16 protein-coding genes are annotated in these 21344 nt (G+C 62.1%); 3 read left to right on the forward strand and 13 right to left on the reverse strand.

The window, feature by feature from the left end; all coding sequences use genetic code 11:
- Positions 1–329 precede the first annotated feature (329 nt).
- The 8 genes from ACMO9O_RS07550 to ACMO9O_RS07585 form a co-directional block, all read right to left on the reverse strand.
- Positions 330–2009 (reverse strand): PCMD domain-containing protein, encoded by a 1680-nt coding sequence (locus ACMO9O_RS07550; protein WP_418983246.1) that lies wholly within the window; start codon positions 2007–2009, stop codon positions 330–332.
- A gap of 2 nt (positions 2010–2011) precedes the next feature.
- Positions 2012–2929 (reverse strand): hypothetical protein, encoded by a 918-nt coding sequence (locus tag ACMO9O_RS07555; RefSeq protein WP_418983247.1) that lies wholly within the window; start codon positions 2927–2929, stop codon positions 2012–2014.
- A 12-nt stretch (positions 2930–2941) separates the two neighbouring features.
- On the reverse strand, positions 2942–3835 hold the full coding sequence (locus ACMO9O_RS07560; protein ID WP_418983248.1) for a hypothetical protein: 894 nt from the start codon (positions 3833–3835) through the stop codon (positions 2942–2944).
- A 16-nt stretch (positions 3836–3851) separates the two neighbouring features.
- Positions 3852–6035, reverse strand: coding sequence for a DUF4493 domain-containing protein (locus tag ACMO9O_RS07565; protein ID WP_418983249.1), 2184 nt, complete (start codon positions 6033–6035; stop codon positions 3852–3854).
- A 4-nt stretch (positions 6036–6039) separates the two neighbouring features.
- The gene (locus tag ACMO9O_RS07570; protein WP_418983251.1) at positions 6040–7824 is read right to left on the reverse strand and encodes a DUF4493 domain-containing protein; all 1785 of its coding nucleotides are present in this window, start codon (positions 7822–7824) and stop codon (positions 6040–6042) included.
- 12 nt (positions 7825–7836) lie between these two features.
- On the reverse strand, positions 7837–8610 hold the full coding sequence (locus tag ACMO9O_RS07575) for a DUF4493 domain-containing protein (RefSeq protein WP_418983253.1): 774 nt from the start codon (positions 8608–8610) through the stop codon (positions 7837–7839).
- Between the two features lie 13 nt (positions 8611–8623).
- A complete protein-coding gene (locus tag ACMO9O_RS07580; RefSeq protein ID WP_418983254.1) occupies positions 8624–10375 on the reverse strand; it encodes a fimbrillin family protein in 1752 nt (583 codons plus the stop codon).
- Positions 10376–10579: 204 nt separating this feature from the next.
- Positions 10580–12700 (reverse strand): S9 family peptidase, encoded by a 2121-nt coding sequence (locus tag ACMO9O_RS07585; protein ID WP_418983256.1) that lies wholly within the window; start codon positions 12698–12700, stop codon positions 10580–10582.
- A gap of 73 nt (positions 12701–12773) precedes the next feature.
- Between ACMO9O_RS07585 and ACMO9O_RS07590 the strand changes: the two genes are divergently transcribed.
- Entirely contained in the window at positions 12774–13373 is a 600-nt protein-coding gene (locus ACMO9O_RS07590) for an NUDIX hydrolase (protein ID WP_418983258.1), read from the forward strand.
- Between the two features lie 57 nt (positions 13374–13430).
- Here ACMO9O_RS07590 and ACMO9O_RS07595 read toward each other — a convergent pair whose 3' ends face one another.
- The 5 genes from ACMO9O_RS07595 to ACMO9O_RS07615 form a co-directional block, all read right to left on the reverse strand.
- A complete protein-coding gene (locus ACMO9O_RS07595) occupies positions 13431–15014 on the reverse strand; it encodes a MutS-related protein (RefSeq protein WP_418983259.1) in 1584 nt (527 codons plus the stop codon).
- Between the two features lie 11 nt (positions 15015–15025).
- Positions 15026–15442, reverse strand: a complete 417-nt coding sequence (locus tag ACMO9O_RS07600; protein WP_418983261.1) for an SRPBCC domain-containing protein — start codon at positions 15440–15442, stop codon at positions 15026–15028.
- Between the two features lie 13 nt (positions 15443–15455).
- Entirely contained in the window at positions 15456–16346 is an 891-nt protein-coding gene (locus tag ACMO9O_RS07605; RefSeq protein WP_418983263.1) for a transglutaminase domain-containing protein, read from the reverse strand.
- A gap of 109 nt (positions 16347–16455) precedes the next feature.
- Complete coding sequence (tsaE, locus tag ACMO9O_RS07610; RefSeq protein WP_418983264.1) at positions 16456–16872, reverse strand: tRNA (adenosine(37)-N6)-threonylcarbamoyltransferase complex ATPase subunit type 1 TsaE; 417 nt, start codon at positions 16870–16872, stop codon at positions 16456–16458.
- 4 nt (positions 16873–16876) lie between these two features.
- The gene (locus tag ACMO9O_RS07615; protein ID WP_418983265.1) at positions 16877–18427 is read right to left on the reverse strand and encodes a response regulator; all 1551 of its coding nucleotides are present in this window, start codon (positions 18425–18427) and stop codon (positions 16877–16879) included.
- Positions 18428–18852: 425 nt separating this feature from the next.
- Between ACMO9O_RS07615 and ACMO9O_RS07620 the strand changes: the two genes are divergently transcribed.
- Together ACMO9O_RS07620 and ACMO9O_RS07625 are read left to right on the forward strand one after the other, a co-directional pair.
- The gene (locus ACMO9O_RS07620; protein ID WP_418983267.1) at positions 18853–19125 is read left to right on the forward strand and encodes an HU family DNA-binding protein; all 273 of its coding nucleotides are present in this window, start codon (positions 18853–18855) and stop codon (positions 19123–19125) included.
- A 376-nt stretch (positions 19126–19501) separates the two neighbouring features.
- Positions 19502–21052, forward strand: a complete 1551-nt coding sequence (locus ACMO9O_RS07625; RefSeq protein WP_418983268.1) for an Rne/Rng family ribonuclease — start codon at positions 19502–19504, stop codon at positions 21050–21052.
- Positions 21053–21344 lie beyond the last annotated feature (292 nt).

Genomic DNA, 21344 nt, shown 5'->3' on the forward strand with positions numbered 1-21344 from the left:
GCGGGATTTGCCGAGTCGCAAGGTTTGAAGACAAGCGCAGCGCAGTCAATCTCCTATCCACTACGAAAACAACGCAGCTCACAAGTGCGGCCGTTTTTTGTCGTTTCCGGTGGGATTAAGCACTCACCCGAACGTCAGGTGCAATGCCATCGGCATTGCCGCGTTGTCCGGCTCGCGCCGGATGGCGCGACCCCGCAGCCGGACAACGCGAGTTTCCGCCTTCCGGGTACGCGCGGAAGCTCCCAACAGGAAAGGACGCCACCCCGGAAAGGGCGGCGTCCTTATACTCTTTAAAAGGGCCGGCGCTTCGTCCGCACCCCGAAAGAGCGCTATTCGTCGTAGATCAGTTCGAAATCATCGACCCACATTTCGCTCTTGGTGCTGCCGGTGAAGTAGTCGCCCCAGCGCGAGGCCGTGCAGACGATCATCATGTGCGTCGGCGCGACGTTCTTCACCCGGTAGTCGAGCTTGATGTCCATCATCACCCAGCCGTCCTGGTGGCTGTTCGGGAACGCCTTATCCGTGTCGGTGTCGAAGACGTATTCGCCGTAGGCGATCACGTCCTTACTGTCGTGCTTGAAGAAGGTCGCCACGTCGCGCGTATCGACGCAGATGGGCGAGTCGTCCGTCCCGACCAGGTTGCCCTTGCTGTCACGGCCGTATTCGGCCGCCGTCCACGTGCCCAGCGCAATGTAGATATGTCCGTTGTCTGGGTCGCCCAGCTTGATGTCCGAACCCACAGGAACCGATTTGAGCTTGTCGATGATCCCTTGGTGATATTTCGCCCAGATGCGCAGCCGGGTAGGCCGCAGGGCGAACGGGCGACCGAAGGTCAGCACGCCGTTGGTCCCTTCGTTGCGCACGTAGTGGCCCAGGAAGAGGTTGCCGGCCGCGAACTTGCCCAGTCCGACCAAATTGGCGAACTGCGACTTGAGGTAGGCCCCGTACCGGCCCGACGAACCCGGCCGCGGGTCGCACTTGTCCGTGAGTGTCGCGTTGGCGATCTTCGCGCCCAGATTACCCGTGCTCCAGTAGGGAGCGGCTCCCTCCAGATAGGGATAGACCACGTCGTTGTTCGTGCTCCACTCCTCGAAACTGCCGTTGGCGAGCGCCTGCACGGGGTCGGTCGTGACGCTGACCGGTTCGGTCTCGTCGCTGCCGCAGTAGGCTATGATCGTGTATTGCGTCTCCGGTTCCGCCGCGAGGTGCGCCGTGAAGCTGCCCCCGTCGCTGGTCACGTTTTCCACCTCGTGCCACTCGCTCTGTTCGCCTGCCCGGTAACGGAAACCGGACGTTACGCCCTGAATGCCCGAGCCGTAGAGCCAGATGACCTTGCTCCACGCATAGACACCCTCCAGCTGCACGCTCTTGTCGGTATGCTTCACGTAGAGCATCCACCGCTCCGTGCGATTGTGACAGGTCACGTCGACGAAGCGCACCGTTTGGAAGCTCGTGCCCGAAAGTTCTTCCAGCGTGGGCGAATAGTCGGTGATTCCCGAAGGGCCGAGCTTGAGCGAGGAGACGACGACCTCACTCAGGTCGGCGTCCTTGGCCACATAGGCCGTCACGGTCCGCGTCTCGGGGTCGATCTCGGTTGCGCCGACCTGTCCGTCGACCGCGAAGATCCGCTCGATCTGCTGCCGGGCGCTGATCGTCCAGTCGTAATCCTGATAGAGCGACAGGGTGGTGTAGAGCGGCGTGCGCAGGTCGAACACCCCGGTCAGCGGCTGCGAGGTGCGCACCTGCGGGATAAGCTCCTCAGCCGTGAGGCTCGTGGCGTGGGGCGTGACGCCCAGCGCCGCGTCGATGATCTTGACATGCTGGATGTCGGTCGCCTCGTCGAGGGTCAGCACCACCGTGCGCGTCGAAGCGTCGCTGGCGGCCGTGAAGCCTTCGCCCGTCATCGTATTGATAAAGATTTCGACCTCGGGGTAGGGGATGTCGTTCTCGATGCACGAGACGCCCGCGATCGCCGCGGCCGCGCAAAGTATACGGATCAGGTGTTTCATCGTCATTTCTTTTTCTTGTCCCACATATGGATGGTCATGCCGATGTTGATGGCCGCGATGTTGAGCTTGAACTTCATGTTGGAAGCCTTGCGCGTACCGATCTTGTTTCCGTCGGCGTCCTTCTGCGTGACGGAGGTGTACTGAATACCGCCCAGTCCGAACGAGAGCGTCGCGCAGACGTTGGGGAAGATGTAGACCGCCGCTCCGGGATTAAACGCCAGTTTCACCTGCATATTGTCGCTGTAAACCTCTTTTATCACGTCGCCCGATTCGTAGAGGAACTCCGTCGAGCCGGTCGATACCGACAGCTCGAACTCGGCGAACAGACCGAAGCGCCCCTTGGGATCGAGTCCCGCATAGGAGCGGTGGAAGATGCCGAAGGAGTAGTTGTCGCTCTTCAGGTCGAGGTAGGGAACGTCGAAATTCAGGTCGTTCTCCTCGCCCAGGTCGACATCCAGGTTGTCCACCTTGCCGCCCAGATGGCGGTAGCCGAAGCGCACGCCCAGACAGTTGTTGTCGCGGTAGAAGTAGCCGATGAACGGTTTGACGGTGGCGACGGTTCCCGAGGCATTGATGTTGTCGAGGATGAGCATGATGTCCGAGTCGTCGCTCGACAGCGTGCCGTAGGAGGCTGTCAGACCCATCATCACCTCGCCCTTGTAGGCGAATTTGAGCTTGTCGATCTCGCGGTCAATGCGGCGGCGCGTGGGCAGGAAGCGCTGCCTGCGGCGCAGCTGCACGGCCTGCTCCTCGGCCTTGAGCCGGCTGAGGTGCTCGTGGGCACGGACCATTGTGTCCGCGGGCTGGGAGGGGACGGGCATGACGCGGAAATCCACGGTCCCGTCGGGAGCGAGGGGCGTTTCGGCCACGGCTGCGAGCACGATGCCTGTCGAGAGTATGGAGAGTAGGATTCGTTTCATCTGCGTGCCGTTTTAGAGATAGAAAGCCATGCCGAGGCCGATCGAGAAGATGTTGACCTTGAAGTTCATCATGCTCGACGAGCGCCGCCCCTCTGTCACCTGGTTGTGAACCTGCTTGGTGCTGTTGTAGGTGATGCCCATCACGCCGACGTTCACCTCCACGGCCATGTTGTTCGTGGCGAAGGCAATGATGCCGGGGCTGATGCCGAGCGAGAAGTTGAAGCCCCGCTCGAAGGTCCCCTTTACGGGGGAGTCGTTGGCGAAACGGCCCTGCGTGGCTCCCAGCCCCAGCGACATCTCGTTGAAGAGCGCGAAGCGCTTGTTGCGCCCCAGCGGGATGTACTGCCGCCAGATGATGGCCGCGGTGTAGCTGTGTACGAGCTTGTAGAAGTCCTTCACGACGATGTTCGTCCCCGACTCGTCGTCGCCCAGCTGCATGTCCGCGTCGTCGATGCGCATCAGCGAACGGCCGTAGATGAAGCGCGCGCCGAGGGCCATGTTGTCGCGGAAGGCGTAGGCGATCATCGGGCTGACCTTGACGTTGTAGCCTTTCGAGTTGATGCCCTCGATGACCAGGAATTGGTAACCTTCGTTGGAGTGGGTCGAGTAGGAGGCCGTCCCGCCGAAGATCCACTGTCCTTTGGGAACGAACAGGTTGTGCGTGTCCGTCAGGCCGCGCTGCCGGCGTTTTTCGTTGATCGTCAGCGGGCGTTCCGGCACGGCGGGCGCTTCGTCCGAAACCTCGGCGGCTGCCGGAGCCGAATCGGCCGCCGGAGCGACCCCGGCCGGGATCGCCGTGCCGGATGCGGCGGTCGCGCTCCCTTCGGCGCTTTGGGCGCGCAGCCCCTGCGCAGTGCCGATAAGGCACAGCGCGAGGCATGCGGGAAGTAGTGTGGTGCGTATCACTTGCGGTTATTCTTCGTTAATATACCCATTCGAAATCCTCGACGCAGAGCTGGTTGTTGACACTCCCCGCCACGTAGTCGCCGTAGGCGCTCGACACGCAGGAGATCACCAGCGAGTAGTTGCCCGCGGCAGGCGCTCCCTGCGTATCGTACCAGTTGATCGGCAGCGTAAGGGTGTCCCAGTCGAACGATTCGGTGAAGGTCAGCGACCCATAGCCCAGAATCGGACCCTCGTTGAGCGACGTGCTCTTCACCGGGTCCCAGAACGTGTTCGGGTCGGAACTTGCGCCCGACTTGACGGCGTGGCGCGCGCTCCAGTCGATCACGCAGACGTAGACGCGGGCCGGGTCCATGTCATCGGTGGTAAGTTTGCCTCCGTTACCCTCATGAGTAACCTTGGCGATGGTCGCTTTGACATGCAGGCGAAGCGCTTTCGGACGCGCCGAGAACGCATATTTGACGCCGAACCGTGCGAAGCCGAACGTGTCGAACGCTCCCGTGCCGCAGTCGAAGGTTCCGGTAAAGAGATTGCCCGCGGCGAAGACGCCGAAAACAGCCGCGGGCTGCAACACGGCGCATTTGCCGTTGCTGCCTGCGATCTGGTCGCTTCCCGTGCAGAGCGAATTGGTCTGCTTGTTGTTGCCGCCGACCCAGAACTCCACGCTGCTGCTTTCGTTGGGGTAGGGAACCGTTCCGCCCGTTAATCCACTTCCCGTGACGGTGTAGGTCGACCACAGCTCCATGCCCGCGTTGTAGATCGCATCGCCTTGCGGGGTTGTGAATGTAGCCGCAGTCTGCTCGCCGCCGATCTCGGCCCGGTATTCATAGGTTTTGCCCGCGAAGACGCCCGTGCCCGCAACGGGGGTGCTGACGGTCAGCCCGGCTTCGTTCTGCGACTGCTGCCATTCGACCCGGAACGCGGCCGTGTAAAGGGCGTCTTCGCCCGCCGCGGCGTCCGCTTCCTGCCACGTGCCGTTCGCCTCGCGCAGCGCCAGCCGGACCGCGCCCGCATCGGGATCGAGCACCATAGCCCGCAGCGTAACGGTGTTGTTCCAGAGGTCGTAATCGGCCTCGGTGACGGGCAGAAGCCCCTGCAAGCGGTACTCCGCCCGCTTCTCCAGCGTACCGCCCGCCGTGTCCGTAACGCGGAACGAGAGCGTCTGCGAACCTCCTGCCCGGTCGGCGAAGAACGCGTCGGAGAGCGTTACCCGCAGATTCTTCTCACCCGTCCGTTCCACTTCGATGCCGTCCGTGGCAGCGCGCGACGCGAGCGCCAACAGGTCGTAACGCTCCTCACCCAGCGTAAGCTCCGCCGACTGCATCGGCGACATGGTGCTGATCTTATAGCTCTTCGCCGCGCTCTTGCCCGGGATGAAATCCTGCACCGAGCCGATGTTGAAGCCGTCGCCCTCGACAGTCGGGTCGGGGCTGAAGATGATCGTGTCGTCCTTGTCGTCGGTCGAGGTGTCGACCTTGACGGCGAAGCACTCGATGTAGCCGGGCAGGTCCTTCGAGTAGCGGAACGTCAGCGAGTACCTGCCGCCGGCGACCACCGCCTGTGTACCCTCCTTGACGACGCTCCCGCGCGAAGCGTGCTCGCCCGCAAACCGCCAGGCCAGCGTCGTCGCACCCTCGGGCAGCGTGAAGTAACCCTTGCCGTCGGCCGTGAAGCGCAGCGCCGGAACGGCTCCCGCAGCGGCCTGCTCCTCGTCGACGCTTTCGGCGATGACGGTCCAGGCGTAGAAACTCTCCCCGAAATTCTCCCCGATCGTAGGGTCGAACTTGACCTCGGCAACGGTGTTTTGCAGGCGGCAGGTCACCTCGGCCGTGGTCACGCCGCCCGGCGTGATGGTGAACGTCTCCTCGCCCTTGTAATAGCAGACGCTCTCGGAGGCCGGGACCGCCTCGCCCAGTTCGACCGCCACGCGGTAGTCGCCTGCGAGCAGTTCCAGCCGGTTGTCGTCGGGCAGGTCGTCCTGCGACGTGTATTTGCGAAGCAGGCCCCCGTCGGCGTTGTAGATGCGCACGGTCATATGCTCGGCGGGATCGTAGCCGGTCTGGGTCTCGGTTCCGGTGCGCGAAGCGAGTATGCGCATCTGCAGGACGCCCGTTCCGTTGCCGTCCGCCGCGGCATCGTCTTTCGAGCACCCGGCGCAAAGGGCCGTCAGCAGCGCCCAGACGATATAGATCGTTTTTTTCATTGCACTATCGGGTTACGTGGATTTTGACGCTCTTGGTGATCGTCGTGCCTGCGTTATCCGTCAGGTCGAGCTTGAATTCATGCACGCCCTCGAAAATGGTCAGCAGCTCGACGAACGGCGTGATGCAGAAGGGCACGAGGGTCTGATTCTTCACCTGATCGTTGATCGGGAATCCGAAGCCGTCGGGTGCGCCGAGCGTCTTGGCCAGGTCCGGGTCCTGAATGTCCGCCAAATCGAACGACTGGGGAAGCCCCACATCGGTCACGTCGAGTGTCTCGGAGATGATCGTCACCACCAGCGAGCGGATGCCGGCCGGCGCGGTGAACTCGATGTCGATCTGCATGTCGGGGTCCAACTCGTAAGGCTCTTCGCGGTCGATGTCGTAATCCGTGCCGTCGACATACTGCCCTTTCCAGACGATGTTCGGGGCACCCGATTCGCTGCCGCGGTTCACCACGAGCACCAGCGAAGCCTCGACGGTCTGTCCCTCCGCGTCGGTGATGCGGAAGCCGAAAGTGTGCGTCCCGTCGAATCCCGGACGCTTATAGAGCAGCGGCATGGCTCCCCCGATGTCGAAATTCTTTTCGGTGGCGTTGCGCAGCGCATCGCCCAGCGGGAATCCGAAGGCCGACAGCAGCGTAAAGGCCGGGTGCGTGGGGGCGATCTGACAGAGGTCGAACGTTTCGGGAACATTCGCAAGGCCCAGCGACTCGATGAAGTCGGGGTTGGTCGAGGTGATGTCGACCACGAACGAGGCGACCTTGCCCGGCGCGGTAAGCTCGAAGTCGAAAGGTTCGGTGCACTTGTCGTCCGCATCGAACATCGAGGCTTTGAGCTGGAACGGTTTCGTGAGGTCATGGTCTTTCCAGACGATCGTCGGCGGATCGATGAGCGGGTCTTCCTGATAAATCTCCTCCCACGATCCTTGCGTGCCGTCGACCACCACGGTCTCGTCCTGCACGAAGCTGTCGACCTGTATGTCGAGCCGGATGCCGCCCTTGTCGGCATAGGCGATCACCAGCGTGATCTTGCGCCACTGTCCGGCCTTGACGTTGGCGATGGTCTTGCTGAATGTCACGCTCTCGTCCGGCGTATCGGCGAAGCTGCCCGCCAGCACGAAATCGAGCGTGTTGGTCGGCGCCAGCGGCATGAAGTAACCCGCCTTGCCGCCCACGATGGGGAAGACGAGGCTGTTCGGACCCAGCGACACGGTGGCCTCGGAGTTCTCGGTGAGCTTGCCCGCCAGGTCGACCGAGAGTTTGACCGTGACCTTGATGTTCTGCAGCGTGCAGACCACTTCGCCGATCTGCACGGGATTTTCTTTCGTGTCCGCCTTGGTCACCTGGATGGTTTTCGTGCAGCCGTAGACGGGGTGCTCCCACTCCGCGGCGGGGCTGTCGGCCTCCGAGCGGACGTTGAGCGTGTAGCTGCCCACTTCGAGCGCCATCGGCTCGGCGAGGACGGTTTTCAGCTCGCCGTAGGTGGTCTGGAGCACCGCTTCGCCCCGGGCGTTGAGCAGCTCGATCAGGTAGGCGTCGGTGTCGATCCCGTCGTCTGCCGCGCGGGAGGCGGGACGCTGGGTGTCGCCGCCCGTGTCGTCGTCGCCCGTTTCGGTCTCGGTGTCGAGGATCACCCGCATCGAGAGGTTCGTGGCCGCGAGGTAGCCGTGGCCGTCGGCCGGGACGGGCTTCTCCTTTTCGTCCAGATAAGCCGGGTCTTCGTCCACGCAGCCTGCGGCGAAGAACGCCGCGGCGGCGAGAAGGGTGAGAAATTTGGAGTGGATTTTCATATCGCGTGTGTTTTATTTCGTCTCTTCAATCGCTGCGTCGTTCATTTCCAGGTCGAGCACGATCGTCTCGACGGGTTGGTCATCCAGTTTGATGATCAGAATCGCGCTGCCCGCGTCGGGCGCGTCGAATTGGAAGTTGTAGCGCGTCCGCGGTGCGGTCGCGGCGACGGTCTGCTCGCTGAACTTCACTTCGGGGCCGTCGTCTTTTCCGTCGGGGCTCTGCTTGCGTGCCGTGCCCTCGACCTTGAGCGAGGTCCCGGCCCTGACGTAGACCGGCTCATCGGGCACGGACGCGGCGGGATTGAACCCGAAGACGCTGCCTGCGCCGGTCGTGACGCTGATCTGCGGGTCGTGGAAGTAGCGGAGGAACTGCTCCGTGACCGTTACGGTCACCTCCGAATTGGCGATGCGCGCCTCGATGGTCACCTGCGTCGTGCGTCGCGCGACGATCTGCACCGCGGCTTTCCCTTCGTAGTAGGGCTTGTCGATCCCCTCCGCCTGGGGATCGCCCCAGGTGACGGTGGCGGTGTAGGGGCCCTCCTTGAAGATGGTGTCCTGCCCGGCGAACCGGGCTACCGTGGCCCACTCGCCGTGATAACCCTCCCCGTCGAGGACGAACGCGAACTCCTCGCCCGCGGGGACGCTCGCTGCGCGGCTTGCGAGCGAGAGGTCCGCGCCGCAGCGCACGCTCAGCCGCCCGTAGCCGGGCGTTCCCTCGTCCGCCTTTTCGGAGCACGCAGCCAGCGCAAGGGCCGATGCCAACAGAAATATAAGGTGTTTTTTCATGGCTTCTTTGCGTTTAACGGACGATCGAGACTTGGATGTTGTCGAGGTAAACATCGTCGTAGTTGAACATTGTTCCGTTCTTGCCGGAAGTTTTCCAAGCGATGCTTTGCGTTCCGGTAAAGTTGTCCACCGTTACCGAACGCCGGGTGGGAATATTAGTCGACGAGGCGTTTCCGTTGTCGCTCATCGAAATGGTCGTAGCGTTGTCGATGCTCGAATTGAGGTTGTGTCCCGAGGTGCGTCCCACGATTAGCCCCATCGACGAACTCTTGTTCTTCTTCCAGTCTGCATTGAAGTCGATCCGGACGCTTACCGTTTTACCCGATTTGAGACCGGATAGGGGACAACTGTCCAGTCGGGAGTGGTAGGGACCGCCTATATGGCTGTAGCTTCTCAGCCGGACACTTATTCCGGCCGATCCTTCGGCGCGCGCTCCGGCATACCAGCCCGGTAAACCAGAGCCGGACAATTCGGTTCCGGCAACGCTGCTGCTCGTCTTTTCGGGCCCGCTGAAGCTGCCGCATTCGCTGAAATCCTCCGCCAGCAGGTAGGGAACCGCGAATCCGTCGATCGTATTGCGATCGTCCGCCGTAAGCGGCGGCATGGTGAATCCCTGCGAGAGAAGTGCGTTTTCCGAATCGAACGTGACGGTGAACGGCTGGCCCGAGAGGTTGTCCGTAAACTCTCCTTCGTAGAAAATTTCGTAAAGATTGTCCTCGTTGACCGTAAAGGTGCGCGTGTTCGAACCGTTGCCCAGGTCGACCCCTTCGGGTCCGGTCAGCGTGAAGGCGTTGACCCTCTCGCCCAGCGTCGAGCAGCCGTAGCCGCCCGCAAGGTCTTCCGCAAGGTCGGTCTTGCCGTCGCGGCCCGCCAGCGAGAAGAAGATGCGCGTGACGCGGTACATTTCGGGGATGGTCAGCCGGATCGGCGTGGTGTGGCCCGCCAGGTAGTCCTTGCCGTGCATGATGGCCGGAAACGACTCCTTGCTGTCGGTATAGGCCTTGATCTCGATTTGATCCGCTGCCGTGAGCGCCGTCGGGGCGATCATGGCGTAAACCGTGTCGCCCGCATCTTTCGGGGTGGCGAACGAGAGGGTCACGACGTTGTCGCCCTCGGTCAGCGTCGGCGCAGCCGCCGGATCGGCGGCGTCGATGCTCAAAAGCCCCGTCACCTCCACGGGGAAGGTGAGCGTCAGCCGCGTGATCGGAAGGTTCATCTTGTTGACAGGAATCTCGATCTTCAGCAGGTGAACCTTGTGCGAGAAGGCGAGGGTCACCGCCTCGCTGTTGTCGCCCGGCAGCAGGGCGCCGCCCGCCACGGGCGAGGCGACCATAATGTCGTGCGCTCCGTCGAACGTGCCGTCCTGCACGGCGGGAATCTCAAACGTCGCGTGCGTCCCCGCCACGGCGTCGGGTACGGGCGAGACGGCGTAATAGGTGTAGTTTCCCTCGGGCATCTCGGGGATGTCGGCCGTGAATTTGGCGTCGTTATAGAAATCGTTGTAATGCCAGAGGACGAACGGGTGGGCCGCAAGCCGCGCCGTCCCGGTCTCGTCGACGGCCCAGAGGGCGATCCGGTCGCCCGCGGCCCAGCGGATCGTTTTACCGTCGTCGTCCAGCGCCGTGCGCGAGGCGATATCGAGCCGCGGACCCGTGCCCACCGTGACGCGGATGGTCTTCTCGTCGAGTCGCACGGACTCCTCCGCCCCGGAGCACGAGGCGAGCAGTAGCGGCAGCGCGACGAATGTCCAGCATGTTGTTCGCATAGGGATATGATCTTTTATCGGATGTGTGCAAAAGTACGCATCGGTTACCTATATGGAAAATAAATTCAACGAACGCCCCGATTTTCATCACGAACAGGCCGCTTTTCCCCGCCCGTTTCCGGGCCGTACGACGGAAAAGACCCGCCTTGCGGGCGGGTCTTCCGGCGACTGCGCCGGACGCAATCGTTTGGTGGTCGGACGAATTTATTGCTTTACATAGCGGTCGAGCCAGCCGAAGAATTCGCGGTTCCAAACCAGCGAGTTCTGCGGTTTGAAGACCTGGTGCGCCTCGTCCGGAAATTCGACCAGCCGGGCCGGTATTCCCTGCACGCGCGCGGCGGTGAACGCTTCGAGCGACTGGGTGTAAGGGATGCGGTAGTCCTTTTCGCCCGTGAAAATCAGGATCGGGGTGTCCCACTTGGCGGCCGACTTGTGCGGCGAATTGGCGTAGGAGCGCTGCGCCGTGGCGTTCTTCGCGTCCCAGTAGGCGCCTCCGTAGTCGTTGTTGACAAACCACAGCTCCTCGGTCTCGCCGTACATCGAGTCGAAGTCGAAGATGCCGCAGTGGGCGATAAACGCCTTGAAGCGCCCCTCGTGGCAGCCGGCCAGGTAGTAGACCGAATAGCCGCCGTAGGAGGCTCCCACGCAGCCCATGCGGTCACGGTCGGCCCACGGCTCGCGCGCCACGTCGTCGATGGCCGCGAGGTAGTCGCGGATGTTCTGTCCCGAGTAGTCGCCCGAAATCTGGTCGAGCCACTCCTGTCCGAACGAGGGGAGGCCGCGGCGGTTGGGGGCGACCACCACGTAGCCCTGCGCCGCCATCAGCTGGAAGTTCCAGCGGTAGCTCCAGAACTGCGATACAACGCTCTGCGGGCCGCCCTGGCAGTAGAGCAGCACGGGGTATTTCTTCGCCGGGTCGAAGTCGGGCGGCAGGATCACCCATGTGAGCATCTGTTTGCCGTCGGTGGTCCGCACCCAGCGTTTCTGCACCTCGCCCATCTTCACGGCGTCGTAGACGGGTTTGTTGATGGCCGAAATCTGCGTCAGCTTCCCGTCCGCGGGGTTCACGTCGAAAAATTCGTCGGCCATCGAGATCGTGCACATCTGTGCCACGATCCGGCCGCCGGCCAGCGTGAAGGCGTTGATGTCGTGGTCGCCCGCGGTGAGCACCTCCACCTCGCCCTCCGAGGGTGCGATGCGGCAGATCTGGTGCGTAGCCTCGATCGGGGCGATGAAACAGATCCGATCGTTGCCGTCCCAGACGACGTTCGTGGCGTTGTAGTCGAAGTCTGCCGTCAGATCGGTCATTTCGGCCGTGCGGCAGTCGTAGAGCAGGAGCCGCTCCTTGTCCGACTCGTTGCCCGGACGGCGCATCGAGCGGAAGGCGATGTGCAGGTCGTCGGGCGACCAGACGGGGTATTTGTCGTAGCCGACCATCTCGGCCAGGTCGACCACCGCCTCGCCGGGCCGTGCCGGCTTGCCGGTCAGCGGCTTGCAGATGTTCTGCGTCGCCCCGTTCTCGACGTTCCAGACGAAGATGTCCGAGTCGGTCGAGACGGCGTATTCGGTTCCCGTGAGCGGCTTGCAGGTGTAGGCGAGCATCGTTCCGGCGTGGTTCCACGCGATCTCGGCCATGTCGAAATAGGGGGCCAGCGGAGCGTCCCACTCGGCGTCCGCGCCGATGATGTCCACGCCGGGCTTCATGCCCTCCGCGGTGATGTCGCCCACGAAGATATGGCGGTATTCGCCCTCGTCCCAATAGTTCCAGTGGCGGACCATCAGATCGTCGTAAATGCGCGCATTGGAGCGGGGCATGTCCTTGTGGTAGTCTTTCGAGAGGCGGTCGGCGACCTTCACGGTCTGCACGTACCATGCCTTGTCGCCGCGCGGACTGATGCCGAAGCCCTCCACGTCGCGGTCGAAGGCCGAGAGCTGGCGGGCGCCGCTTCCGTCGGCAGCCATCTCCCAGACCTGCATCAAACCGCTGCGGTCGGAGAGGAAGTGGATCTTCGATCCGTCGGCGCTCCAGCGGGGGTCGGCGTTGTTGGATGCCGTGTCGGTCAGCCGCCGGAGGGTCCCGGAGGCGAGGTCCTGCACCCAGATGGTCGTCACGCCGCGGTTTTCGGCCATGTTGTAGTCGGTCTGCTGGTAGAGGAGCGTCGCCCCGTCGGGCGAGAGCGCGGGTGCGCCCGCACGGCTCATCTTCCACATCACCTCGGGCGTCAACCGCCCGGCGGCGATCTCTTCCGCGGTCAGCGCATTGTCGATCGTAAGCGGTTCGGGGCGTTTGTCGCAGGCTCCGATCCCGATAGCTGCCATAGCCATAAACAGGAGAATTTTTTTCATTTGCGGTCGGGTTTTCTCATTTATTCGTATTTTTGCTCCAAAATTCCGGAACATGGATCGTACTGTCTATTTCGCCGACAAGTCCGTCGTTTTCACCACGGAACTCCCTGCCGGGGAGTGTGTGGCCGTCGCGTCCGCCGACGCGGAGGCCATTACGAGGGCCAAGATACTCAAAATTCTCGAAACGAGCAACTGCGTGGCCGTCCTTTCCGCCGATCCCGATGCGGCCTTCGCCGCCTTCGCGGCCGAGTTCACCCCGGTCGAGGCGGCGGGCGGGGTGGTGGTCAACGAGCGGGGCGAGTGGCTGATGATCTACCGCAGCGGCCGCTGGGACCTGCCCAAGGGGCATGTCGAGCCGGGCGAGGGGTGCGACGCCTGCGCCGTACGCGAGATCGCCGAGGAGACGGGCGTCCGGGCTGCAGTCGTGCGCCCGTTGTGTGACACGCTGCATGCCTATTATTTCAGCCGGACGGCCCGCTGGGAGCTGAAACGCACGCACTGGTTCCTGCTGCGTACGTCGGCTTTCGACAGGCTCCGGCCCCAGCGCGAGGAGGGAATCCAACGCGTGGCGTGGTGCACGCCCGCGGAGGTGGCCCGCAACCTGCACGGGGCGTTCCCCACGATCCGCTGCGTCGCCGCGGCGATGGAGTAGCCGAAAGACCCTATGGAAAGACCGGGACCCGCTCACAGGGTCCCGGCCTTTCTCGTTTCAGGCGTCGGTTCCCGCCAGCCGCTTCTGCACCTCCATCGCCTCGCGGATCAGCTCGGGCGGATAGTCGTACAACTCCAGAATGCGGATGGCGTTGCGCGTGGTCAGCGGACCCGTATGGAGCCGGTAGTCGAAGACGAGTTCGCCGTCGGTCACCTCCTCGCGGAAGTGGTGCAGCTCGTAGCGGTCGTCGTGCAAAAGGAAGGCCAGTTCGACATCGTGCGTCGAGCAGAGCACCACGTGCGGTCCCCGGTTCAAACGCGCCAGCACGGCCTTTCCGGCGGCGATCCGCTCGGTGGTGTTGGTTCCCTTGAACAGTTCGTCGAGGGCGAACAGGCAGGGCGCGGTCTCTTCGGCCGCATCGAGGAACCGCTTGACGATCAGGACCTCCTGGAGGTAGTAGCTCGTCCCCTCCGAAAGATCGTCCGTCACACGGATCGAGGTGAAGAGCTTCATATAGGGCGCCGTGTACGCCTCGGCGAAGCAGGTGTCGATCGTCTCGGCCAGCAGCGCGTTAAGCAAAAGCGTTCGGATGAAGGTCGTCTTGCCCGACATGTTCGATCCGGTCAGCAGCAGCCCCGAGCCGTCGAGCGTCAGCGTGTTGGCCACGCAGCCGTCGATGAGCGGATGGACGGCCTGCGTGACGGCGAGGTACTTGCCCTCGACGAAGCGGGGCCGGCACGTTCCGCCCTCGCTGCGCAGACGCATGACCGCGATCGCCGCGTCGGTGCGGCCGATGAAGCGGAACAGCCCGTGGATGGCTTCGCGGTGATGGACGATGCTGCCGATGAAGCGGTGGAAGAGGATCACCTCGATATTGAAAGCGATCTTGAGAAACTCGACGGCGAGCCACGCAACGGCGAGCAGTTCGTTGCCGCCGTCGCCCTGCGCGGCGACGATGCGGCTGCGCCGTTCTACCGTGGAGGTCAGGCGGATGCTCTCGGCGGCCTCCTCCGTACCGGGAACCTCCTCGGCGGCGAGCCTGCGGGCCGTGCGCAGCGCCTCGGCGAGCTGTTTGACCGCGGCGGCGTAGAGCGTGATGTTGAGCTTGTTGTCGTAGTGGATGTAGAGGTTCGCGGCGAACGTCGCGGCGAAGAGCAGCAGGAAGAGCGGGTGGAAGAAACTGGCCGCGAGCGACGCGACGGCCAGCGCGCTGAACAGGTAGGCCGCCCGGATGCCGCGCACGCGGGCCGGGGTGTCGAAGATCAGGTTTTGCAGGTCGTAGGCCCGCTCGTCGGAGAGCCGTTTCAGATGCGCCGAGCAGCGCGCGGCGAGCGCGGGATCGCCGGCGAACCGCTCCGCATCGCGCCCGAAAGCGGCGGTCTCCTCCTCGCCCCGCAGCGTGCGCAGCCGGGCATAGAGGTATTGCTGTCCCACGCGCGAAGTCGTGCGGTCGATCCGCTCGAAGACGGCGTTGAGGTCCAGATCGGACGTCGTCTCGGCATCGACCGTCTGCAGGCACGCCGTCTCGGGGGCGCTGTTGTAGAAGTAGCTGCCGATCCGCCCGAAATCGTATGCGTTCCGCTCGGCCGGAGGCGTTCCTTTCGGCAGCAGGAGGGCGGCGAACGGATCGGAGATTTTCACGGTGCGCTGTTTTAGCAGGCGGGAGCCTGGTTCATCGCCCGGGCGATCCCCTCGGCGATCTGGTCGAGCGCCCCCTGCAGCTTGCCGCCGATCATCATCTTCATCATCATGTTCAGCTCGATGTGCAGCACCAGCCTCAGCCGGGTGTCCGTCTCGGAGACTTTATGCAGCTGGATCCAGAAGGCGAAGTCCACCGGCACGCCGCCCTCGTCGCCGACGATCTTGACGTGGCGCGGAGCCTCGCGCTCCTCCATGCGGAGGCGGACGGTGAATCCCTTGGCCTTGAACGAACAGGTGTCCTCGGTGGCCTGCCACTCCTCGACCTTGTCCCCGACTGCGGGCGTAAGGTTGTCGAAACGGCTGATGACGGCATAGATCTGCTCGGCGGGGCGCAGCACCTGCTGCTGTTTGGAGATGTATTCCTGCATGGTTACCGGTCGTTTATTGCTTTTGCAGTCCGTTGGCGGGCGCTGCCCAGAAACGGTGGGCGTCCGTGGTCGGGATTTCGTTTCGATTGAAGCTGAAACCACCGTATCCCGCGGGCAGCAGGGCGACGGTGCGGCCCTCGAAGCCGACCTCCTTATCGAAGCCGGTTTGCTCCCAGCACTCGAACCAGTAGAGGTTCTTGGCCCAGTAGGCGCGGTAGTCCCCGAAATCCTCCTCCTCGCCGAGTAGCGCGTGGTATTCGATGGGTTCCCCCGCGATGTAGCGCGAGCGCATTTCCGCCAGCGAAAGCGGCACGCCGTCGGGGGTGGCGGCATAGGCCTGCTGGTCGGAGTCGATCATGGCCCACTTTTCCCGTTCGGGCAGCCAGACGATGTTCACCACGTGGCAGTCCGAATCGAGCGAGTCGGCCGGCAGACACGTCACGAAGCGGTTCACGATGTCCGAGGCGAGCAGCAGCTCATGCAGCAGGATCGCGTGCAAACGGCAGTTGAAGGCGGGTTCGGTGTGGAGGTGGTATTCCCAGAGCGCCGTTGAGTTGCGGGTTTGGGGCTGAACCTGCTGGTTGGCATGGGGGATGTTGCGCGCGACGAACCGAGCCAGCGCGAGGGTGTTTTCCCACGTGGGGGCCGAGGGGTCGAGCAGCGTGTCGAGGCGGAAGTAGGTGCGAATTTCGCGGGCACGGAGCGTATCCTGCGTGTAGGTGAAGCATAGATCGGTGCTGTCGGCACCGTACGATCCTGCCGAGCGCAGCAGCTCGACGCGCTTTTGAAGCGGCGCATTGCTCCGGCCCTCCTCGATACGGGCGCGGAACACCACGCGCACGAGCACGAACAACAGGAGGATGCCCACTACGATCCATCCTGCGATCACAACCGTTTTTTTCATCTTCTTCGGGTTTTGTTTCCCGGCAAAGATAGTGATTTTTGCCGAAAGCCGCTGCTTCCCGGACGCAAATAAGGCACGCTCCCGAAAGCCGTGCCCCGATGGGTGCGCGCTATTCGATTTCGAACGTGCGGGCCGTGTCGCTGTCGACCCGGATGCGCACGGTCACGACGTTCTCCGGGAGCAGCTGTTCGATCTTCTCGGGCCACTCCACCAGGCAGATGTCGCCCGAGTAGAAATACTCCTCATAGCCGAAGTCGTAAGCCTCTCGCACGTCGTTGATGCGGTAGAAGTCGAAGTGGCAGATGCGTCGGTTGCCCGTTCCCTTGTATTGGTTGACGATGGCGAACGTGGGGCTGGTCACCGTGTCGGTGGCCCCTAACTGGGCGACGATCTCGCGGATGAGCGTGGTCTTGCCCGCGCCCATCTCGCCGCGGAAGGCGACCACCGTGCGGCGGCCGATGGCTTCGATCACCGCCCGCGCCACGTCGGGCAGCTCCTCCTGCGAAGTGATATGGATGGTTCTCATGCGATCAGTTTTTCGGTTTGAGTACGATATACGGAACGATCATCTCCTCCATCGAGATACCGCCGTGCTGGAACGTATTGCGGTAGTAGCGGATATGACGGTTGGCGTCGTTGTTGTAGACCAGAAAGTCGGAGTTGTAGGCGAAGATGTAGCTGGACGTGAGGTTGCTCGACGGCAGCTGAATGTCCTCGGGCCGGAGCACCTCGTACACCTCGCGCGGGTTGTATGCCAGGTTGCGGCCCGTCTTGTAGCGCAGGTTGGCCGAGGTTTCGCGGTCGCCGGTCACCTTGACGGGGTTGTCGACGCGGATGGTTCCGTGGTCGGAGGTGATGACCACCGTGTGCCCCCGCTCGGAGAGCATGCGCAGGATGGTCAGCAGGTCCGAATGTTCGAACCATGAGCGCGTGAGCGAGCGGAAAGCCGATTCGTCCTCCGTCAGCTCGCGGATGATGTCCGTCTCGGTGCGGGCGTGGGAGAGGATGTCGAGGAAGTTGTAGATGATCACCGAGAAGTCGGCGTCGTAGACCTTCTGGATGTTGTCCAGCAGGCGGCGGCCCTGCTCGGGGCGCACCAGTTTGTCGAACGAGAATTTCCACGTCTTGCCGTTCTGCGCCATCAGGCGGCGCAGGAACTCCTCCTCGTACTGGTTCTTGCCGCCGTCCTCGTTGTCGTTGAGCCACTTGTTGGGCATCAGCTTGTCGATCGAGAGCGGCATCAGCCCGGCGAAGACCGCGTTGCGGGCGTACTGGGTCGCCGTGGGGAGGATGGCGCAGTAGAAGTCGTCCTGCACCACGTCGTAATATCCGCGCAGCAGCGACGAGATCGCCCGCCACTGGTCGTAACGGAAGTTGTCGATCAACAGCAGCGTGGTCTTCGGATTCTCGTCTGCGACGGGGAAGATATTTGTCCGCATGAGCGTGTGCGACATGACGGGCGTATCGTTCGAGCGGCGGTTGATCCAGTCGTAGTAGTTGCGCCGCACGAACTTGCAGAACTCCTGGTTGGCCTCGGTCTTCTGGTAGGAGAGCACCTCCTTGATGCTCTGGTCGGTCGAGCCTTCCAGCTCGATCTCCCAGCCGGTCAGCCGACGATAGATCGAGCACCAGTCCTGGAAGGTGTCGGCCATCTGCAGCGAGGCCGAGATGCGCCCGAACTCCGAGCGGTAGTCGGCCGTGGTCTGCTCGGTGACCAGCTGCCGCGAATGGACGTTCTTCTTGATGGAGAGCAGCACCTGGTTGGGGTTTACGGGCTTGATGAGGTAGTCGGCGATCTTCGACCCGACGGCCTTGTCCATGATGTTCTCCTCCTCGCTCTTGGTGACCATGATTACGGGCGTGGTGGGCCGCACCTCCTTGATCTTGGGCAGCGTTTCCAGCCCGGTCATGCCGGGCATCATTTCATCGAGGATAATCAGGTCGTAGGACCCTTCGGAAGCCATGTCGATGGCGTCGTAGCCGTTGTTGCAGGTATCCACTTCGTAGCCCTTCCCCTGCAGGAAGAGCACATGCGGCTTGAGAAGTTCCACTTCGTCGTCGACCCAGAGTATTTTGACCATGCGGTTTCGGAAATTAAGATGACAAAATTAACCAATTTATTATCAAACGCAAAAAACCCGCGGTTTATTGGATCGGCGGCCGGGTTTTCTCCCGGACGGTCGGCGGCTGCCGGCGAAGCCGGAATTTTTTCGAATGATGGCCGATCCGCGGTTTTTGCCGGTTATGAATGTAAATTACAGATTAACAACTGATTAACGTCATCTGTCGTTTCTTCGCCTCGCAGGAAATAAATGCCTGATGCAGAATATTTTAATTTTCCATCGACTTTTGCCCGATATTTGTTATCCCCCTCACAGCGTGCAACGTAGAACGTTCACGGAAAAAACGGCGAAAAAAATAAGGGGTTTGTTGTCGGAAATGCAAATAAAACGTATATTTGCAGTCCGAAGTCCGAGCAAATTAGTAATTTTAATACATTATAGACATGACAAAGGCAGATATCGTAAGCGAAATCGCAAAGAGCACCGGCATTGAGAAGGTGCAGGTGCAGGTAATCGTCGAGGCGTTCATGGACAGCATCAAGACGTCGCTCACCAACAAGAACAACGTCTATCTTCGCGGTTTCGGCAGCTTCATCGTCAAGAAGCGCGCCCAGAAGGTCGCCCGCAATATCTCGAAGAATACGACCATCACCATTCCCGAACACGACATTCCTGCATTCAAGCCCGCCAAGAGCTTCGCAGCGAAGGTGAAATAACACGCGATAAACAAAGAACCTCAAAAAAATCAAAACTATGCCAAACGGAAAGAAGCATAAGCGTCACAAGATGGCTACCCACAAGCGCAAAAAACGTCTTCGCAAGAATCGTCACAAGAAAAAGTAGGGTAGCACCTTTGTGCTAAACGATAGGTAAAGCTAAAGGAGCCCGTGGCTCTTTTAGCTTTACCTGTTTTCGGGTTTTTCGCCCGGAAACGCCGTTTTTCGCCGGACGCGACGTCCGGACCGGCCCTGTGCGCATGCCGCACGAATGCCGGTTACGACCTTGGAGTTCGCCGCCACTTCACGCCAACAGGCGGTCCAATACTAATTTCAGCATACCGCGCCTCCCTTTCCGGAGCGCGACACACGATAGATGAACAAAGAATTAATCGTAAACGTCAACCCGACCGAGATATCCATCGCCCTGTGCGAGGACAAGGTCCTCGTCGAGCTTAACAAGGAGCAGTGCCAGACGGGGTTCGCCGTGGGGGATATCTACCTGGGAAAGGTGCGTAAGATCATGCCGGGGCTCAATGCGGCCTTCGTCAACATCGGGCATGAGAAGGACGCCTTCATCCACTACCTCGATCTGGGGAGCCAGTTCCCCTCGCTGCAGAAGCTGGTCGAGTCGCAGCAGCCCAACAAACGCGGCCTGCGCGTCGAGAGCATGAAACTCGAGGAGCCCGTCGAGAAGACGGGCAAGATCGGTAACTACCTGCAGGTGGGACAGACCGTCATGGTGCAGGTGGCCAAGGAGGCCATCTCGACCAAAGGTCCGCGCCTGACGGCCGACATCTCGCTGGCGGGCCGCAACGTGGTGCTGGTCCCCTTCTCCTCGAAGGTCTTCCTCTCGCAGAAAATCCGCTCGACGGACGAGAAAAAGCGCTTGCGCCGCATCGCCGCCGGGGTGCTGCCCAAGAATTTCGGGGTCATCATCCGCACGGCCGCCATGGAGGCCAAGGACGAGGACATCGAGCACGACATCCAGACGCAGATCGACCGCTGGCGCAAGACTGTGCTGGCCATCCGCAAGAACACCGCCCCCGCCCAGCTGATGAGCGAGATGAACCGGGCGAACACGATCATCCGCGACTCGCTCAACGGCGACTTCTCCCAGATCGCCGTCGACGACGAGGCCATGTTCAACGAGATCCGCAACTACATCCGCCAGATCGACCCCTCGAAGGAGAAGATCGTCAAGCTGTACCGCGGCAATGTGCCCATCTTCGACAACTTCGACATTTCGAAGCAGATCAAGTCGCTCTTCGCCAAGTACGTCTCGCTGCGGCGCGGCGCCTACCTGATCATCGAGCGTACCGAGGCGATGAACGTCATCGACGTCAACTCGGGCAACCGCACCAAGGCTGAGGACAACCAGGAGCAGACCGCCATGGACGTGAACCTCGCCGCCGCGAAGGAGATCGCCCGCCAGCTGCGTCTGCGCGATCTGGGGGGCATCGTCATCATCGACTTCATCGACCTGCACAAGGCGCAGAACAAACAGGCTCTCTTCGACGAGATGGTCCGTCTGATGGCCGACGACAAGGCCAAGCACACGGTGCTGCCCCTCACCAAGTTCGGCCTGATGCAGATCACCCGCCAGCGGGTGCGCCCCGTGGCCGTGGAGAACGTTTCGGACGTCTGCCCCACCTGCAACGGTTCGGGCAAGATCGAGCCGACGGTCCTGCTCGACAAGAAGATCGAGAACCAGATTTCGTTCCTCACGCAGGACCGCGGGCACAAGTTTATCAAACTGGTGGTCAGCCCCTACGTGGCCTCCTACCTGCGCAAGGGCTTCTGGTCGCTGCGCCGCCGCTGGGAGTGGAAATACAAGGTGCGCCTGCAGGTGGCCGAGGATCAGAGCGTCGGGATTGTGGAGGTACACTACCACGACAAGAAGGACAGCGACCTGATCAATAAATAATCCGGTTCGCCGGGGCTTTCTGCGCCCGGAGCCGAACGGCGCTATTTGCGGCGTTTCCCGGCGGACGACACAGCGGACACGGGCTGGCGCCGCGGGTTTCGAACGAGGGAGTTCGTACGGTCGCTTGCGGAGGGCGGCTTTGAAGCGGGGTGCTACGGAAATAGTTTCGGACGCAGTTTGCGGAGGGTGGCTTTAAAGCAGGAGTGCCCCGGACATTGTTTCGGGCGGCAGCCTGCGGAGGGACGCGATAAGGGGGCCTCCGCGCCCGAAGGCTGCGGCCCGCCGACCTAAA

Source organism: Alistipes sp., assembly GCF_048465635.1.
Classification (GTDB): Bacteria; Bacteroidota; Bacteroidia; order Bacteroidales; family Rikenellaceae; genus Alistipes.

What these genes read in the sequence shown, in the direction of transcription:
- ACMO9O_RS07550 (WP_418983246.1), bottom strand. Translation starts at nt 2,009, where the DNA reads ATGAAACACCTGATCCGTATACTTTGCGCGGCCGCGGCGATCGCGGGC.
- ACMO9O_RS07555 (WP_418983247.1), bottom strand. Translation starts at nt 2,929, where the DNA reads ATGAAACGAATCCTACTCTCCATACTCTCGACAGGCATCGTGCTCGCA.
- ACMO9O_RS07565 (WP_418983249.1), bottom strand. Translation starts at nt 6,035, where the DNA reads ATGAAAAAAACGATCTATATCGTCTGGGCGCTGCTGACGGCCCTTTGC.
- ACMO9O_RS07570 (WP_418983251.1), bottom strand. Translation starts at nt 7,824, where the DNA reads ATGAAAATCCACTCCAAATTTCTCACCCTTCTCGCCGCCGCGGCGTTC.
- ACMO9O_RS07575 (WP_418983253.1), bottom strand. Translation starts at nt 8,610, where the DNA reads ATGAAAAAACACCTTATATTTCTGTTGGCATCGGCCCTTGCGCTGGCT.
- ACMO9O_RS07580 (WP_418983254.1), bottom strand. Translation starts at nt 10,375, where the DNA reads ATGCGAACAACATGCTGGACATTCGTCGCGCTGCCGCTACTGCTCGCC.
- ACMO9O_RS07585 (WP_418983256.1), bottom strand. Translation starts at nt 12,700, where the DNA reads ATGGCTATGGCAGCTATCGGGATCGGAGCCTGCGACAAACGCCCCGAA.
- ACMO9O_RS07590 (WP_418983258.1), top strand. Translation starts at nt 12,774, where the DNA reads ATGGATCGTACTGTCTATTTCGCCGACAAGTCCGTCGTTTTCACCACG.
- ACMO9O_RS07600 (WP_418983261.1), bottom strand. Translation starts at nt 15,442, where the DNA reads ATGCAGGAATACATCTCCAAACAGCAGCAGGTGCTGCGCCCCGCCGAG.
- ACMO9O_RS07605 (WP_418983263.1), bottom strand. Translation starts at nt 16,346, where the DNA reads ATGAAAAAAACGGTTGTGATCGCAGGATGGATCGTAGTGGGCATCCTC.
- tsaE (WP_418983264.1), bottom strand. Translation starts at nt 16,872, where the DNA reads ATGAGAACCATCCATATCACTTCGCAGGAGGAGCTGCCCGACGTGGCG.
- ACMO9O_RS07615 (WP_418983265.1), bottom strand. Translation starts at nt 18,427, where the DNA reads ATGGTCAAAATACTCTGGGTCGACGACGAAGTGGAACTTCTCAAGCCG.
- ACMO9O_RS07620 (WP_418983267.1), top strand. Translation starts at nt 18,853, where the DNA reads ATGACAAAGGCAGATATCGTAAGCGAAATCGCAAAGAGCACCGGCATT.
- ACMO9O_RS07625 (WP_418983268.1), top strand. Translation starts at nt 19,502, where the DNA reads ATGAACAAAGAATTAATCGTAAACGTCAACCCGACCGAGATATCCATC.